Raw genomic sequence first — 16,593 nt, 5'->3', positions numbered from 1 at the left:
CGGGGCCATGCCTTGGGCGCCGGGCTTGTGTTTCTGCCCGGCGATTTACGCAACGGCCTGGCAAGCTCAAATCGGTTAGACCTCTCCTTCGAGGAAATTGCCCGAAGACGAGGCTGTCGTGTGCGCGTTGGAGTATCGGCTCGGACCTGAGCCCATCCGGGGTATCGCAGGATGAACCCCGCATCGTCCATGCGCGGCCTGGTGGCGATGGTCATCGCCATGGCCTGCTTCATCACCAATGACACGCTGCTGAAGATCGCCGTCGTCGACTTTCCCATCGGCGAGGTGCTGGCGCTGCGCTCGGTCTTCGCCATGGCCTTCCTGGTGGCGCTGATCGCCTGGCAGGGCGAGCTGATGTTCCTGCGCGGGGCGCTGGACCGGCGCATCTTCGTGCGCTCCGGCCTCGATGCGGCGACTACCTTTTCCTACGTGATCGGCCTGGCGGTGCTGCCCATCGCCACCTCCACCACCATCTACATGGCCGCTCCGCTCATCACCACGGCGCTGTCGGTGCCGCTGCTGGGCGAGAAGGTGGGCAGCAAGCGCTGGTGCGCCATCGTGGTCGGCTTCGCCGGCGCGGTGGTGGTCACCCGGCCGGAGCCGTCCGCCTTCAACGTCATGGCCGTGCTGCCGCTGATCTCGGCCTTCTGCGGCTCGCTGCGGGATATCGGCACGCGCAGCATCAATGCCGCCGTGCCCGGCTCGGTGGTGGCGCTGGCCAGCTCCATCATGCTGGGCCTGGTCGGCCTGTCGTTCGCGGCCTGGGAGCCATGGATGGTGCCGAACGCCAAGATGGCCGCTTTGGTGCTGGGCGCCGCCGCCGCCTTCGCGGTGGGCAACCTGCTGCTCATCTACGCCTTCCGCAACGCGCCCATCGCCGCCATCTCGCCGCTGCGCTACGTGCTGGTGCCCGGCGCGCTGTTCTCCGGCATCGTCATCTTCGGCGACCTGCCGGACGCCTGGGCCATCGTCGGCACCATCCTGGTGGTGGGGGCGGGGCTCTATTCGATCCAGAACGAGGCCCGGCGCGGCCATGCCGCCCGCCGTGCCGCGCGCGCGGCCGCGGCGGCCACGCCCGCCTTCCAGGGCGGCGCGCCGCTGGCCGGCGCCGTCACCCGTGCCCCGCCGAACGACTGATCCGTTCGGAACCCGCTGCGCTTGAAAACGCTTAAGGGGCGACGTGCTCCGGCGCCTTTTCCGCCGCGTCCGCGCGCGGGCGATAGGCGCCGGTGGCCGGGTCGCGCTCCAGCTGTGTCGGTTCCGGCTCGCCNCCCTCGGGCGGGCGGTCCTTGTTGAGGATGTCGTTCACGCGGCGGTTTTCCGTGGCGATGAACTTGGTGAGCGCCGCGGCTCCGATGGCGCCGAGCGCGACCAGCAGGAAGGGAGGCACGGTCTTTCTCCTCGGGTCGCAGGCCGGCGCCGGATCATCCGGGCACCGTCCCGTCAGGTGGACTTTAGCGCAGGTGCGGCGGGTTTGCGACGCCGCCGGCGATCGCACCCCGCCGGGCGGCCGGGCTCACAGCCCGTAGCGCGCCCAGAGCGTGCGTTCCTCGGCGACATCGCTGAGCCCCTGGGCGATCCCGGCGCCGAACTGCGCGCCGAGCCCGTCCCGCCCCAGCCCGCCGAGCGCGGATTCGACGCCGCCGGTCCGGCGGGTAAACCAGTTGCCGGGCGGCGAGATCAAGGGGGTGAGCACGCCCTCGCCATAGCGCGCCCGCAGCGTGCCGCGCAGGTCGCCGATGCCGTCGATCAGGCCGAGGGAGAGCGCCTGCGGGCCGACCCAGAATTCCCCGGTGAACAGCTCGTCCTCCGGCGCGGTCAGGGTGGCGCCGCGCCGCCCGCGCACCAGATCGGCGAAGGTGCCGTGCACCTCCTTCTGGATGGCCAGCAGGCGTTCCACGTCCTCCGCCCGCTCGGGCTGGAACGGGTCGAGCATGGCCTTGCGGGTGCCGGCGGTATGGACGCGGCGCTCCACGCCGATGCGCGACAGCAGGTCGGGGAAGCCGAAGCCCGCCGAGACCACGCCGATGGAGCCGACGATGGAGGAGGGGTCGGCATAGATCTCGTCCGCCGCGCAGGCCAGCATGTAGCCGCCGGAGGCCGCCACATCCTCCACGAAGGCGAAGACGTGCTTGTTCTTCTCTTCCGCCAGCGCCCGGATGCGCTTGAAGATGAGGTGGGACTGCACCGGCGAGCCGCCGGGGGAATTGATGACCAGGGCCACCGCCGGCGCGCGCTTCACGGCGAAGGCCCGCTCCAGCGTCCGCGCCGTGGCGGCCAGTGTCAGGCTCTGCCGCAGTGGCGAGTTCATGCCGATGGCGCCGCTGAGGCGCACCACCGGCACGATGGTCAGGTCCCGCCGCCAGCTCCGGAGGAGAAGCCCTTTCAGGCGGCGCGTGGCAGTCTGGATAAAATCGTCAGGCATGGAGGAAAGGTAGTGTCTCCCTCCCGCTCAGGGAAGGACCGCCGTCCGCTCATCGCTGTGCCGGCAGCGGGGCGCCGTCGCGCAGGATGGCGTCGGCGGCGGGGCTGGGGTGCCCGGCGGCGTCGGCGAGGACGAGGCCGGGCAGGAGCGCCGGCGCGGTGCGGCGGCCCTTGATGGCGCGCGCCAGCAGGCGCACGGCGGGAGCGTCCGGCGCGGGATGGACGGGCAGCAGCTCGGCGGCGCCGAAGCGGCCCGCGAGCCCGCCCAGCAGCGGAGCGAGCGCGTCCGGCCGCAGGATCAGGACCAGATGCCCGCCCGGCCCGAGGCAGCGGTAGGCGGCGAGCATCCAGCCCGCCAGCGTGTCGGCGTCCGCCATATGGGCGGCGGCGCGGCGGGCATCGGGCGAGGTCTGGTGCGTGGCGCGGGCGTTGAACGGCGGGTTGGCGATGACGAGGTCCGCCGCGCCGGGCGCGGGCGCCGCCGGGCCGCCGGGCCGGGCGAGGGCGAGCACGTCGCCCTCCACCACCGCGCAGCGCGAGGCAAGGCCGTTCTCCCGCACGTTCAGGCGGGCGAGCGCGGCGGTCGGAGGATCGAGCTCGACGAGATGGGCGTGCGCCTGCGGCTGGCGGGCCAGGACCGCCAGGCCGGCGGCACCGACGCCGGCGCCGAGATCCACCAGATGGCGCGCCCCCTCGGGCGCGAACGCCGCCAGCAGCAAGGCGTCGTGCCCCACCCGGTGGCCCTTGCGCGGCTGGTGCAGGGCGAGCCGTCCGCCGAGGATGGCGTCGCAGGTGGTATCGCCCGGGGGCGGCACGGCCGCCTCAGTCGTCCTGGCGCAGCACATGGGCATATCCCGCCTCGCTGAGCAGCCGTCGGGCCCGCGTCACGTCGTCATCGACCACCAGGATCCGCCGGGGAATGACCCCGATGGAGCCCTCCAGCGCGCTGATATGGCTGTCGGCCACCAGATGGCCGATCTCCGCCGCCGTGAGCAGGGCCTCCAAGGCGGAAATGAGGACGATGTCGTTGGTCCGCACAACCTCGCGCATGTGGTCTCCCGTCCGCTCGCGCCGCCGCGCGGGACTTTCATCGGCCGGGGAGAAACCCAGCGGCACCTCGGCGCTTGCACGGACCCCGTGAGCATCCCTATGGTGCGCCCCGCTGAATGACAAGCGGGAGCAATCATTGGCCGTCGTTCTTCCGTTCGAGCCCAAGGACCCCTCCATCGAGACCCTCGTCCGGCTCGTGAAGGGGGACATGGAGCGCGTGAACGCCTTGATCCTGTCCCGGACCGGATCGGACGTGGCGATGATTCCCGAGGTGGCCAACCACCTGATCTCCTCGGGGGGCAAGCGCCTGCGGCCCATGCTGACGCTCGCCTGCGCGGCGCTCGCCGACTATCAGGGCGACGGGCAGATCAAGCTCGCCGCGTCCGTGGAGTTCATGCACACCGCCACGCTGCTGCATGACGACGTGGTGGACGAGAGCGACATGCGCCGCGGCAAGCTCGCCGCCCGCAAGCTGTGGGGCAACGAGGCCAGCGTGCTGGTGGGCGACTTCCTGCTCGGCCAGGCGTTCAAGATGATGGTGGAGGTGGGCGTCCTGGAATGCCTGGACATCCTCTCCACCGCCGCCTGCACCATCGCCGAGGGCGAGGTGATGCAGCTCGCCGCCGCCAAGAATACCGAGACCTCCGAGGACGACTATCTCGCGGTGATCCGCGGCAAGACGGCGGAATTGTTCGCCGCCGCCTGCGAGGTCGGCGCGGTGCTGAATGCCCGGCCCAAGGCCGAGCAGGCCGCCTGCCGCTCCTTCGGCATGAATCTCGGCATCGCCTTCCAGCTCGTCGACGACGTGCTGGACTATGGCGGCAGCCAGGCCAAGCTCGGTAAGAACATCGGCGACGATTTCCGCGAGGGCAAGATCACGCTGCCCGTGCTGCTGGCCTTCCGCCGGGGCGATGCCCAGGAGCGGGCGTTCTGGAAGCGGGCGCTGGAGCAGAACGAGACCGGCGAGGACGAGCTGGAGCGGGCCATCGCTTTGCTCATCAAGCACCGGGCGCTGGCCGACACGCTGGAGCGCGCCCAGCATTACGGCGCCATGGCCCGCGACGCGCTGGCCCTGTTCGCGCCGAGCGCGGTGAAGGACGCCCTGATCGAGGCCGTGGATTTCGCCATCTCGCGCGGCTACTGAGGCCGCGCCGGGCGGGACGTCAGCCGCGCGGCGCCAGCAGGATGACGCAGGCGCCGGCGAGGCACAGCGCGGCGCCGGCCGCGTCCCAGCGGTCCGGGCGCACGCCTTCCATCGCCCACATCCAGCCCAGCGAGGCGAGGATGTAGATGCCGCCATAGGCGGCGAACACGCGCCCGGCGGCGGCCGCCTCCACCTGCGTCAGCGCAAGGGCGAAGGCGATCAGGCTGGCGAGGCCCGGCGCGAGCCAGAGCGGGCTGCCGGACAGGCGCACCACATGCCAGAAGGCGAAGCAGCCGGCGATCTCGGCTAGAGCGGCGAACAGGAAGACCGGGAGCGTCATGCCGCGCGCCTCACCGCAGCACGGTGGGGCGCACCCACCAGCCCGGCCGGGCTGCCGCCACCCGGCGGGCCACGGCGGCGGCGGCGCGGCAGTCGTCGGTGAGCGCGAACACGGTGGCGCCCGAGCCGGACATGCGCACCAGCCGCACGCCGGGTTCCGCGCACAGCAGCGCCTTCACCTCGGAAATCTCCGGCGCCACCCGCTCGGCGGGCGCTTCCAGATCGTTGCCCTGCTCGGCCAGATGGCGCAGCAGCGCCGCGGGCCCGGCGGGCGGGGCGCCGTGGGGCGGGCCGGGCAGCTCGTCCCCGGCCCCGAGGCCGAGGGCGCGGAACACGTCCGCCGTCGGCACGGGCACGCGGCAGTTCACCAGCACGGCGGCGAGCGGCGGCAGGCCGAGCGGCGCGGACAGGCGCTCGCCGATGCCTTCCATCAGCCGTGCCTGCGGGGCAAGGCACACCGGCACGTCGGCGCCGACCTCGCGCGCCGCCGCCTGGAGGCGGGGATCGTCGAGGCGCAGGCCGTTGAGCTGCGCCAGGAGCCGCAGGGCGGCGGCGGCGTCGGACGAGCCGCCGCCGATGCCCGCCGCCACAGGCAGGCGCTTGGTCAGCGTGAAATGTCCGGTGCGCGCATCGGGCACATGGCGCAGGAGGGCGCTGGCCGCCTTGAGGATGAGATTGTCCGCCTCCGGCCCGGCCGCGGCGGCGGTGGGGCCGGCGACGGAGAGGCCCAGCGGGCGCGCGGGATCAAGCGCGACGAGGTCCGCCGCGCCGGCGAACGCCACCACACTCGCGAGATCGTGAAACCCGTCCGGACGGCGCCGGAGGATGCGCAATGTCAGATTGACCTTTGCCGGTGCGCGCGCCACAAGCCTTTGCATGGCTTCGCTTATGGCCCGGCGGACGGCGGGCGGCAAGCGGGCCGGCGGGGCCTTCGGCGTGGCCTTGCTTGCGGGGCGGGGGGAAAGCGGCCATCCTCCCGCCATCGCGCGCGGTTTGGCTGACTGGTGCGCTCCTTTCCAGGATTCCCTCACGGTGAAGATTCTCTGCTTCTCATCGCCTCTGGCCATTGCCTTCTCTTTCTGTGCAGCTCTGGCCACGACGGCACCCGCCTTCGCCCGAGAGGACAGCCCCCTGATCAACGACCCTTCCGTGGCCGGCAGCTTCCTGTCGGCGCGGCTTGCGGGGTCGGAGCGTGATACCGACGCGGCGGTGACCTATCTGCGCGCCCTGATGAAGGCCGACCCGCGCAACGACGAGCTGGTGGAGCGGGCCTTCTTCGCCATGCTGGTGGCCGGCGAGGTGGAAGAGGCCATGCCGCTGGCCGAGCGGCTGGTGAAGGTGGACCGCTCGCACCGCATCGCGCGCCTCGCGCTCGCCACGCGGGCCATCAAGCGCAGCCAGTACCAGACCGCCCGGACCAACCTGTCGCTCTCGGTGCGCGGCCCCATCGGCGACCTCACCGCCACGCTGCTGGCGGCCTGGACCATGCTCGGCTCGGGCAATCCGAAGTCCGGTGTCGAGATGATCGACCGGCTGCAGGGGCCGGACTGGTACGCGGCGTTCAAGGACCTGAACGCGGGCCTGATCCTGGACGCCGCCGGCGTCAAGAAGGACGCGGGCAAGCGGCTGGAGAAGGCCGCCAAGATGGACCCGGCCACGCTGCGGGCGGTGGACGCCTATGCCCGCTGGCAGTCGCGCAACATGGACAAGGACGCCGCGCTCGCCACCTATGCCGGCTTCGACAAGCTGCTGCCGCGCCATCCGCTGGTGACCGCCGCCGTGGCCGAGCTGGAGGCCGGCAAGACCCTGCCGCCGCTCATCCGCACGCCGCAGGAAGGCGCCGCCGAGGTGCTCTACGGGCTGGGCGCGGCGCTGGGTCGGCAGGGCGGGGAAGACCTCGCGCTGGTCTATCTCCAGCTCTCTTTGTGGCTGGAGCCGGACCATCCGCTCGCCGGCCTGACGCTGGCCGACCTCTACGAGCAGATGAAGCAGCCGGAGAAGGCCATCACCGTCTACGAGAAGGTGCCGTCCAGCTCGCCGCTGAAGCGCAATGCCGAAGTGCAGATGGCCATCAACCTCGACACGGTCGGCAAGTTCGACGAGGCGCGCAAGCATCTCACCGCGCTGGTCACCGCCGACCCCAAGGATACCGACGCGCTGGTGGCGCTGGCGGGCCTCTACCGGACCCACAAGCTCTATGGCGAGTGCGCCGCGACCTACGGCAAGGTGATCTCGCAGATCAAGGAGCCCGGCCGCAGCAATTGGACGCTGTTCTATTTCCGCGGCATCTGCAACGAGCGGAACAAGGACTGGCCGGCCGCCGAGGCCGACCTGAAGATGGCGCTCAAGCTCTATCCCGACCAGCCGCACGTGCTGAACTACCTGGGCTATTCCTGGGTCGACCAGGGCAAGAACCTCGATCCGGCCATGGACATGATCCGCAAGGCCGTGTCGCTGCGGCCCGACGACGGCTACATCGTCGACAGCCTCGGCTGGGCCTATTACCGCCTCGGCCGCTATGACGACGCGGTCACCGAGCTGGAGCGCGCGGTCGAGCTGAAGCCGCAGGACCCGGTGATCAACGACCACCTGGGCGATGCCTATTGGAAGGTGGGGCGCAAGCTGGAGGCGACCTTCCAGTGGGCCCATGCCCGCGACATGAAGCCCGAGCCGGAAGACCTGCCGAAGATCGAGAAGAAGCTCCAGAGCGGGCTCGAAGACGATCCGGCGCCGGTGAAGAAGGCCGAGGAGCAGAAGGGCTGAGCGCCCGCGCTCGCGGCTCGGCCCTCATCCAGGCCCGTATTTCTTCCGTATCGGAAGGGTTCGGGCTGGATTTGGTGACTTAGCGCGATACCATTGTCATCAGCCACCCTCGGTTGCAAGGCGGCCCGATGAGATGATTGCCTGGGACGATCTCCGGCTGGTCAAGGCCATCGCCGAAACGCGATCCCTCGCCGGCGCCGCAGAGGCGCTGGCGGTCAACCATTCCACCGTCTTCCGGCGCCTCGGCACGCTGGAGCACGCGCTCGGGGCGCGCCTGTTCGAGCGCGCGCGCAGCGGCTACGTGCCCACCGCCACCGGCGAGGAGGTGGTGCGGCTCGCCGAGCGCATGGGCGAGGACATCGCCGCCATGGAGCGGCGGATCACCGGCCAGGACCTGCGCCCCTCCGGCGAATTGCGCGTCACCACCAACGACACCCTGCTGCTGCACCTGCTGACGCCGGTGTTCGCGCGCTTCCGCGAGGCCTGCCCGGAGATCCGCCTGGAGGTGATGGTGTCCAACCAGTCGCTCAGCCTCTCCAAGCGCGACGCCGACGTGGCGATCCGCGCCAGCGAGCGGCCGGGCGACACGCTGGTCGGTCGCCGCATCGCCTCCATCGCCTGGGGCGTCTACGGCCGGCTGGACGCGCTGGGCGGCCGCCCGTTCGACCTCGTCGACATGCGCCGCCACGCCTGGGTCGGCTTCGCCGAGCCCATCGCCGGCATCCGCGCGGCCAAGTGGCTGCGCGAGCGGGTGGGCGAGGAGCGCATCGTCTACCGGGTCAACACCATGCTCGGCCTCGCCGAGGCCGCGGCCGCGGGCATCGGGCTGGCGGTGCTGCCCTGCTTCATCGGCGCCGCCACGCCGGGCCTCACGCGCCTCGCCGGGCCGCAGGCGGAGATGGAGGCGAGCCTCTGGCTGCTCACCCATCCCGACATCAAGCAGACCGCGCGGGTGCGCAGCTTCATGGACCACGTGGGCCGCGAGCTGGTGAAGCGGCGGGCGGTGATCGAGGGCAAGGCCACCGATCCTGCCCGCGCGGCCTGGCCGGACGAGGCGGCGGTCTCGGTCGCCTGATTCCGCCGGCCGGACAGGTCAGCCCAGGTCTCAGCCCAGGCGTTAGCCCTGGTCTCAGCCCTGGTCGCGGAAGCCGTTGGTGATGGGATAGCGCCGGTCGCGGCCGAAGTTGCGCGTCGTCACCTTCACGCCGGGGGCCGCCTGCCGGCGCTTGTATTCGGCCAGGTTGAGCATGCGCTCCACCCGCTTCACCGTGGCCGCGTCGAAGCCCTCGTCCACCAGTTGGGCGACGGAGGTCTCCGCCTCCACCAGCCGCGCCAGGATGGCGTCGAGCATCTCATAGGGCGGCAGCGAATCCTGGTCGGTCTGGTTCTCGCGCAATTCGGCGGTAGGCGGCTTGTCGATCAGCCGGTCGGGAATGGCGATCCCGTCGGGGCCGAGCGCGCCCGTCGGCTTCCAGCCGTTGCGCAGCCGCGAGAGGCGGAACACCTCGGTCTTGTAGAGGTCCTTGATGGGATTGTAGCCGCCGTTCATGTCGCCATAGAGCGTGGCGTAGCCGGTGGACATCTCCGACTTGTTGCCGGTGGTCACCACCATGGCGCCGAACTTGTTGGACACCGACATGAGCAGCGTGCCGCGCACGCGGGACTGGAGATTCTCCTCCGTCACGTCGCGGTTGCGGCCGGCGAACAGCGGCGCCAGCACGCCCTCCAGCGCCTCCACGGCGGGGCCGATGGGCAAGGTGTCGTAGCGCACGCCCAGCCGCTCGGCCACGTCGGCGGCGTCCGCGATGCTGTCCGGCGAGGTGTAGCGATAGGGCAGCATGATGCAGTGGACGCGATCCGCCCCCAGCGCATCCACCGCCATGGCCGCGCACAGCGCGCTGTCGATGCCGCCGGACAGGCCGAGCACCACGCCGGGGAAGCGGTTCTTGTTCACATAGTCCTTGAGGCCCAGCACGCAGGCCGCATAGTCCGCCCGGTCGCCCTCCAGGCGGTCGGCGAAGGGCGCCTCCAGGCATTTCCAGCCATTCTCGAACCGCACCCATTCCGTGGTGCGCACCCGCTCGGCGAAGCCGGGGAACTGCATGGCGAGGCTGCGGTCGGCATTGAGCGCGAAGGAGGCGCCGTCGAACACCAACTCGTCCTGCCCGCCCACCTGGTTGACATAGAGCAGCGGCAGGCCGCTCTCCACCACGCGCGCGACGCCGATGTTCATGCGCTCGTCATAGACCGAGCGGCGATAGGGCGAGCCGTTGGGGACGATCAGCAGTTCCGCGCCGGTCTCGGCGAGGCATTCCACCACGTCCGGCCCCCAGATGTCCTCGCACACCGGCACGCCGAGGCGCACGCCCTTGAATGGGATGGGGCCGGGCAGCGGGCCGGGCAGGAACACGCGCTTCTCGTCGAACACGCCGTAATTGGGCAGGTCCACCTTGAAGCGGCGCGCGGCGATGCGCCCGCCCTCCAGCAGGAAGACGCCGTTGTGCAGGTGCCCGTCCTCCACCCAGGGCGCGCCCACCAGTAGCGCCGGGCCGGCGGCGCTCTCGGCCGCCAGTGCCTCCAGCGCCGCCCGGCAGGCGGCCTGGAAGGCGGGCTTCAGCACCAAGTCCTCCGGCGGATAGCCGGAGAGGAACAGTTCGGAGAACACCACCAGGTCCGCGCCTTGCCCGGCGGCCTCGTCGCGCGCGGCGCGGACCTTGTCCGCATTGCCCGCCACGTCGCCGACGGTGGGGTTCAACTGCGCGACGGCGATCCGCAGCGTATCGACGGGCGTCGCGGGGCTGGTCTGGGGAGCGGAGGAGGAGGTCATGGCACTCGGCATCTGGTGACCCCGTGAGGTGTAACGGCGCGGCCCGCCGGGGGCAATGCTCCGGTGAATGCCCCCGCGCGCCCGGTTTACCTTACAGAATGCGCTTCCTATGATCGGCCGCATTGGTCGGAAGGGACATTGCGGTCATGGGCTTTCATTCGGGTCATCAGTCGCATCGCTTTGTGCTGCGCGCGGGCACCATGGAGCAGCATCTCGCCCTGGAAGCGGCGGTGGGCCCGCTGAATTCCCTGCCGGCCTACACGCGCTACCTGCGCGGCCTCCAGGCGTTCCGCACCCCGCTCGAACGGCAGCTCGCGGCCGTGGCCATCCCGCCCGCCTTGTCCCCGGTGCGGCCGATTCCCCTGGCGGAACTGGTGGTGCAGGACCGCGCCGATCTCGGCGACCATGTGCCCGTCTGGGAGGAGACCGCGAGCCTCTCGCTCAGCCCGTCCGCCCTGTTCGGCGTGTTCTACGTGCTGGAGGGATCGACGCTGGGCGCGCGCCTGCTGCACAAGCAGGCCGGCCAGCTCGGCCTTGGCGCAGCGCACGGCGCGCGCCATCTCGCGGAACAAATCTCCTCGCCCGAGACTTGGAAGCAGTTCGTCGGCGTGCTCGATGCGGCCGACGACCTGAACATGGACGAGGCCGTGGTCGCGGCCAATGCCGTCTTCGGCGCAGCGGAGCGGGCCCTCGCGAGACAGGATGATGCCGAATACTCAAACCGTGGACCTGACGAACTGTGATCGCGAGCCCATCCATATTCCAGGCAGTATCCAGCCCCATGGCTGTCTGATCGCCTGCACCCCGGACGCCGCCGTCGTCCGGCGCCATTCCGCCAATACCCCCGACCTGCTGCGGCTCGGGTCGGCCCAGATCAACGGCGCCCGGCTGGACGGGCTGGTCGGCGCGCGGCTCGCCCATGACATCCGCAACGCTTTGACCACGGTCTCCGACCCCGCGCGGCCGGCGCTGCTGCTGGGCGTCGAGGTGGGCGAGCGGCGCTTCGACGTGGCGGTCCACAGCTACAAGGGCTCGGCGATCATCGAGTTCGAGCCGGCGCCGTCCGGCAAGCCGGTGTCGCCGGTGGAACTGGGCCGGGCGCTGATCAGCCAGGTCAGCCGCCTCCAGGACGAGAGCGCGCTGCTCCGCCGCGCCTCGCGGCTGGTGCAGGCGCTGCTCGGCTATCACCGGGTGATGATCTACCGCTTCGAGCATGACGGCTCCGGCAAGGTGGTGAGCGAAGCCAAGACGCCGGACCTGGAGAGCTTCCTCGGGCAGTATTTTCCGGCCTCCGACATTCCGAGGCAGGCGCGCGAGCTTTACCTCAAGAACATCATCCGCACCGTCTCGGACACTTCCGGCCGCTTCACGCCGATCCAGCCCGCGCTCGATGCCTCGGGCGAGCCGCTGGACCTGTCGTTCGCCCATCTGCGCAGCGTCTCGCCCATCCATTGCGAATATCTGCGCAACATGGGCGTCAGCGCCTCCATGTCGCTGTCCATCATCGTGGGCGGGCAATTGTGGGGGCTGATCGCCTGCCACCATTATGCGCCGCGCGTCCTGTCCATGGCCGAGCGCATCGGCGCGGAGATCTTCGGCGAGTTCTTTTCCCTGCACCTGGAGGCGGTGAACCAGAGGGCCAAGCTGGAGATCGCGACCCGTGCGCGCGCCACGCTCGACCGCCTGCTGCGCCACGCCACGCGCTATGCCGACCTCGCCGGACTGCTGCGCGGCACGTTGCAGGAGTTCAGCGCCTTGATGCCGTGCGACGGCATCGGGCTGTGGATCGAAGGCGCCTGGACCGGGCACGGCGCCACCCCGCCAGCGGCGGCGGTGCCGGCGCTGGCGCGTTTCATCAGCACGGTCAGCGATGGCCGGGTGTGGGCGACGCACGCCCTCAGCCAGGCCCTGCCGGCGGCGGCGGGCTACGGCGCGGAAGCCTCCGGCGTCCTGGCCGTCTCGCTGTCGCAGCGCCAGCGGGACTATCTGTTCTTCTTCCGCAAGGAGGTGGTGCAGACGCTGGAATGGGCCGGCAATCCGGACAAGCAGTACCAGACCGGCATCCACGGCGACCGCCTGACCCCGCGCAAGAGCTTCGCCATCTGGAAAGAGACCGTGGAGCTTCAGGCCCAGCCCTGGACGGTCGCCGACCGCGAGATCGCGGAAGCCGCCCGCACGGCCCTGGTGGAGATCGTGCTGCGGCACAATGAGCTGCTGGCGGACGAGCGGGCGAAGGCGGAGGTGCGGCAGCGGCTGCTGAACGAGGAACTCAACCACCGCGTCAAGAACATCCTCGCCCTCATCAAGTCGCTGGTCTCCCATCCGGTGGCGCCGGGGACCGGCATCGACGCCTATGTCCACACCCTGGCCGGGCGCATCAGGGCGCTGGCCCATGCCCATGACCAGGTGGTGCGGGGCGACGGCGGCGGCAGCATGGGCGACCTGCTGGCGGCGGAGCTGTCGCCGTATCGCGAGGCCTCGACGGTGGTTCTCGACGGGCCGCCGGTGCTGCTGGATGCGCGGGCCTTCTCGGTGATGGCGCTGGTATTCCACGAACTCGCGACCAATGCCGCCAAATATGGCGCGCTCTCGGCCGGGGAGGGGAGGCTGGAAGTGCGGTGGACGGCGGCGGCCGGCGGCTGCGAGATCCTGTGGGTGGAGAGCGGCGGGCCGCCGGTGCTGCCGCCGGAGCGGCGCGGCTTCGGATCGGTCATGGTCGACCGGAGCGTGCCCTATGACCTCAACGGCGAAAGCACCGTGAGCTATCTGCTGAGCGGGCTGAACGCGCGCTTCCTCGTGCCCGGCCGGCATGTGTCCTGGCTCTCCGGCGCGCCGGTGGAGCGGGCCGTCGAAGCCGATCCGGCCGGGCCGGGCGGCATGGTCCTGCTGGAGGGGCTGCGCGTCCTGCTGGTGGAGGACCAGTTGCTCATCGCCATGGAGGTGGAGACCATGCTGCTGGCCCAGGGGGCGGCGGTGGTGGAGACCTCGGGCTCGGCCGCCGACGGCCTGCGCCGGCTGGCGCACTTTCAGCCCGATGTGGCGGTGCTCGACGTCAACCTCGGCGGCGGCACGTCGGTGCCGGTGGCGCGCGACCTGCGCCGGCGGGGCATCCCCTTCGTGTTCGCCTCCGGCTATGCGGACCTGACCATGATTCCCGCCGAGCTCGCCGACGTGCCCATGGCCCGCAAGCCCTATGACGCGGAGGTCCTGGCGCTGGCGATCCTGGAAGCGCGTGCCCTCAGCCGGCAGGACGCGACGGCATGAGGCGGCGTCCTTGCCGACTTCGCCGACTGCCTCACGGGAATGTGGGGTGAACCGGCGGCCCCGCCCCTCGCCCGCGGCGGGGGAGCGTGTCACTCTCGCGCGCTCTTCCGCCGGGGTTCGGGCGCGTCGGTCCATGAGGGGCCGGGTGCTCCTCCCGACGCCGGACAGGGCGCTCCCTTCGCCTTCCGCCCGCTGGAGGTTTTCCATGACTTCTCCCCTCGCCACGCCGCCCGCTCCCGCCCTGGAAGGGCTCGACGGGCTGGTGCGTGAACCCTTCTCGCGCCGGGGTTTCGTGATGACGTCGCTGATCACCGGCTTCACCCTCGCCACCACCACGGTGATGGCCCAGGCGATCCACACCGACCCCGCCGGCCTCGTCGCCGGGGACGTGCAGATCCCCACCGCCGACGGCAACATGCCCGGCTACCGCGCCATGCCGGAGGGCAACGGGCCGTTCCCGCTGGTGGTGGTCATCGAGGAGATCTTCGGCGTCCACGAATACATCAAGGACATCTGCCGCCGCCTCGCCAAGCAGGGCTATTGCGCGGTGGCACCCGAGCTCTACGCCCGCCAGGGCGACCTGACCAAGATGACCGACGTGCAGCAGATCGTCAGCCAGGTCATCTCCAAGAAGCCCGACGCCGAGCTGCTGTCCGACCTGGACGCAGCGGTGGCCTGGGCGGTGAAGAGCTCCAAGGGCGACGAGAGCCGCCTCGCCGTCACCGGCTTCTGCCGCGGCGGGCGGGCCACCTGGCTCTATGCGGCGCACAATCCCAAGGTGAAGGCGGCGGTCGCCTGGTACGGCCCGCTGGGTGGCCAGCGCACCGACATCCAGCCCAAGACCGCCGCCGATCTGGTGGGCGACCTCAAGGCGCCGGTGCTCGGCCTCTATGGCGCGGCCGACACCGGCATCCCGGTGGCCGACGTGGAGAAGCAGCGCGACGCCGCCAAGGCGGCGGGCAAGACGGTGGAGATCGTGCTCTATCCCGACACCCCGCACGCCTTCCATGCGGACTACCGGCCGAGCTACCGCAAGGAGGCGGCGGAGGACGGCTGGAAGCGCATGCTCGCCTGGTTCAAGCAGTACGGCGTCTGACGCCCCGCCCGCCCCCGAGCGGGGGCGGGCCCCGCCGTCCTCAGGCGGCGGTGGGCAGGGCGGCCTCCGCCGCCGACTGTGCCATCAGCGCCATGTTGGCGGCGAACCAGCGCTCCACCAATGAGATCAGCGCCGGCTGGATATGCAGCCCGCGCCCGCCGCTGCCCTGCGCATCGAGGAAGCCCTTCGCCTGCGCCGCCCGGAACAGGTTGGCCATGTGGCTGCGCGAGACGCCGAAGCGCTTCGCCGCCGCCGCCAGCGGCAGGTCGACCATGCTCGGCACCGCCCGGCGGTCCTGCGTCGGCAATTGCAGGAAGAGGGTCAGCAGGACCATGTAGCCGGCGTCCGCCTCGGTGAAGACGGCGATCTCCGGGAAGCCGTCCGGCAGGCGGACGCCGCGCAGGAAATAGCCCCCCGCCGCGCGGTGGAAGGCGTCGAGGAAGCCGGGGTCGCGGTCCAGATGCGACACGGTGTCCGTACCGGGGAACAGTGTGTCGATGGCCTTCAGGTGAATGACCGTGAACAGGCGCACATGGTCCATCATCCGGGCGGTGGGAACCAGCACCTTGGTCCGCCGGTCCCCCGCCGCGGCGCTCGGCTCGACGAACCCCGCCATCCGCATCAGCGCGAGAAACGCCATGACCCGGCCGGGACTGGCGACCCCATGGGCCGAGCAGACCTCCCGCAGCCGGCTGAGGGTGAGGCCGTCGAACGGATCGGCCGGATCACGGTGAAGGTGAAGTTGAAGCGCCAGGCTGGAGATCAGAAACCGGCCCTGCTCGTTGACCAGCTTGTTGAGGATAGGACTGGCGCGATAAAGCCGTACCATGCCGACTGCATATTTGCGCAAGGCATCCTGAAACTCCGGCCGGGACCGCAGGCGTTCGGCGGTCTCCAGAAAAGAATTGAGTTCGGTATTCGGGTCGGTCATGTAATCTGCGCCGGCTATACTGGAACGGCGCGACTCTGACAAATTTTGACCAAATTCGAAACAGGCGTTTCGGAACGTCTTGATCCTGGCCATACAGGCGTGTCCCGCAGATTTGGTCGCGGACGTGAGGTGGGCCTTTTCCAGGCGAACCGACGAACGGGGAGAACCTCCATGTGTGAGCTGTGCACGCCGAAAACTGGCCTCTCGCGCCGCCGCCTGCTGGGCTCGGGCCTNGCAGCNGCGGGCCTTGCCACGGCCGGCCTGCTGGGCGGCCTCGCCCTGCCGGGCCAGGCCTTCGCCGAGNCTCCCGCCCGCCCCAACGCCATCAGCCCCGATGAGGCGTTGAAGCGGCTGACCGCCGGCAACGGGCGCGATGCCGCCAACAAGCCGCGGCAGCATGATTTCTCCGCCGGCCGCGCCGGCCGCGCCAAGGCGCAGTATCCCTTCGCCGCCATCGTCAGCTGCGCGGATTCCCGCGTCGCCCCGGAGCTGGTCTTTGACCAGGGGCCGGGCGAGCTGTTCGTCTGCCGGGTGGCGGGCAATTTCGTCAACGAGGACGGGCTGGCCAGCCTGGAATACGGCGTCCAGTTCCTGGGCGTGCCGCTGATCATGGTGCTCGGCCATTCCAATTGCGGCGCGATCGGCGCCACCATCAAGGTGGTGCAGGAGAACATCTCCCTGCCCGGCCATCTGCCGGGGCTGGTGAATGCCCTGAAGCCGGGCATCGAGGCGGCGATCGCCAAGAAGCCGAAGGA

15 protein-coding genes are annotated in these 16,593 nt (G+C 70.7%); 8 read left to right on the top strand and 7 right to left on the bottom strand.

The window, feature by feature from the left end:
• Positions 1-171: 171 nt before the first annotated feature.
• On the top strand, positions 172-1,137 hold the full coding sequence (locus YU1_RS0122445; RefSeq protein ID WP_084540055.1) for a DMT family transporter: 966 nt from the start codon (positions 172-174) through the stop codon (positions 1,135-1,137).
• Between the two features lie 379 nt (positions 1,138-1,516).
• On the opposite strand, the gene YU1_RS0122435 is transcribed toward YU1_RS0122445, so the two are convergent.
• The 3 genes from YU1_RS0122435 to YU1_RS0122425 are packed head-to-tail and all read right to left on the bottom strand — an operon-like array spanning position 1,517 to position 3,474.
• Positions 1,517-2,425, bottom strand: coding sequence for a S49 family peptidase (locus YU1_RS0122435; RefSeq protein WP_029005991.1), 909 nt, complete (start codon positions 2,423-2,425; stop codon positions 1,517-1,519).
• Positions 2,426-2,474: 49 nt separating this feature from the next.
• Positions 2,475-3,239, bottom strand: a complete 765-nt coding sequence (locus YU1_RS0122430; protein ID WP_245263418.1) for a tRNA1(Val) (adenine(37)-N6)-methyltransferase — start codon at positions 3,237-3,239, stop codon at positions 2,475-2,477.
• A 7-nt stretch (positions 3,240-3,246) separates the two neighbouring features.
• Positions 3,247-3,474, bottom strand: a complete 228-nt coding sequence (locus YU1_RS0122425; RefSeq protein WP_029005989.1) for a putative signal transducing protein — start codon at positions 3,472-3,474, stop codon at positions 3,247-3,249.
• Positions 3,475-3,610: 136 nt separating this feature from the next.
• On the opposite strand from YU1_RS0122425, the gene YU1_RS0122420 reads away from it, so the two are divergent.
• A complete protein-coding gene (locus YU1_RS0122420) occupies positions 3,611-4,618 on the top strand; it encodes a polyprenyl synthetase family protein (protein WP_029005988.1) in 1,008 nt (335 codons plus the stop codon).
• 19 nt (positions 4,619-4,637) lie between these two features.
• On the opposite strand, the gene YU1_RS0122415 is transcribed toward YU1_RS0122420, so the two are convergent.
• Both YU1_RS0122415 and YU1_RS0122410 read right to left on the bottom strand, forming a co-directional pair.
• Positions 4,638-4,958, bottom strand: a complete 321-nt coding sequence (locus tag YU1_RS0122415) for a YnfA family protein (RefSeq protein WP_029005987.1) — start codon at positions 4,956-4,958, stop codon at positions 4,638-4,640.
• Positions 4,959-4,968: 10 nt separating this feature from the next.
• Positions 4,969-5,835: a 4-(cytidine 5'-diphospho)-2-C-methyl-D-erythritol kinase gene (locus YU1_RS0122410; RefSeq protein ID WP_029005986.1), complete on the bottom strand. Its 867-nt coding sequence runs from the start codon at positions 5,833-5,835 to the stop codon at positions 4,969-4,971.
• Positions 5,836-5,989: 154 nt separating this feature from the next.
• Between YU1_RS0122410 and YU1_RS0122405 the strand changes: the two genes are divergently transcribed.
• Positions 5,990-7,720 carry a tetratricopeptide repeat protein gene (locus tag YU1_RS0122405; protein ID WP_029005985.1) on the top strand — a complete coding sequence of 577 codons (1,731 nt, stop codon included), beginning with the start codon at positions 5,990-5,992 and terminating at the stop codon, positions 7,718-7,720.
• Between the two features lie 133 nt (positions 7,721-7,853).
• Positions 7,854-8,795, top strand: a complete 942-nt coding sequence (locus YU1_RS0122400; RefSeq protein ID WP_029005984.1) for a LysR family transcriptional regulator — start codon at positions 7,854-7,856, stop codon at positions 8,793-8,795.
• A 54-nt stretch (positions 8,796-8,849) separates the two neighbouring features.
• Here YU1_RS0122400 and YU1_RS0122395 read toward each other — a convergent pair whose 3' ends face one another.
• On the bottom strand, positions 8,850-10,547 hold the full coding sequence (locus tag YU1_RS0122395) for an NAD+ synthase (protein ID WP_029005983.1): 1,698 nt from the start codon (positions 10,545-10,547) through the stop codon (positions 8,850-8,852).
• Between the two features lie 146 nt (positions 10,548-10,693).
• On the opposite strand from YU1_RS0122395, the gene YU1_RS32190 reads away from it, so the two are divergent.
• From YU1_RS32190 to YU1_RS0122380, 3 genes are all read left to right on the top strand, one after another.
• Positions 10,694-11,290, top strand: coding sequence for a biliverdin-producing heme oxygenase (locus tag YU1_RS32190; RefSeq protein ID WP_051357199.1), 597 nt, complete (start codon positions 10,694-10,696; stop codon positions 11,288-11,290).
• Complete coding sequence (locus YU1_RS0122385; RefSeq protein WP_245263417.1) at positions 11,250-13,811, top strand: HWE histidine kinase domain-containing protein; 2,562 nt, start codon at positions 11,250-11,252, stop codon at positions 13,809-13,811. The genes YU1_RS32190 and YU1_RS0122385 overlap by 41 nt, the downstream gene beginning before the upstream one ends.
• 205 nt (positions 13,812-14,016) lie before the next feature.
• Positions 14,017-14,907 (top strand): dienelactone hydrolase family protein, encoded by an 891-nt coding sequence (locus YU1_RS0122380; RefSeq protein ID WP_156922372.1) that lies wholly within the window; start codon positions 14,017-14,019, stop codon positions 14,905-14,907.
• 40 nt (positions 14,908-14,947) lie between these two features.
• Here the strand turns inward: YU1_RS0122380 and YU1_RS30745 are convergent, their stop codons facing one another.
• A complete protein-coding gene (locus tag YU1_RS30745) occupies positions 14,948-15,838 on the bottom strand; it encodes a hypothetical protein (protein ID WP_035716374.1) in 891 nt (296 codons plus the stop codon).
• 171 nt (positions 15,839-16,009) lie between these two features.
• On the opposite strand from YU1_RS30745, the gene YU1_RS0122370 reads away from it, so the two are divergent.
• Positions 16,010-16,593, top strand: a 584-nt coding sequence (locus YU1_RS0122370) for a carbonic anhydrase (protein ID WP_029005980.1), incomplete at its 3' end; no start/stop codon positions are given.

Origin of the sequence: Azorhizobium doebereinerae UFLA1-100 (assembly GCF_000473085.1) — a bacterium.
Taxonomy (GTDB): Bacteria; Pseudomonadota; Alphaproteobacteria; order Rhizobiales; family Xanthobacteraceae; genus Azorhizobium; species Azorhizobium doebereinerae.
This window is presented reverse-complemented; position numbering and strand designations above follow the sequence as displayed.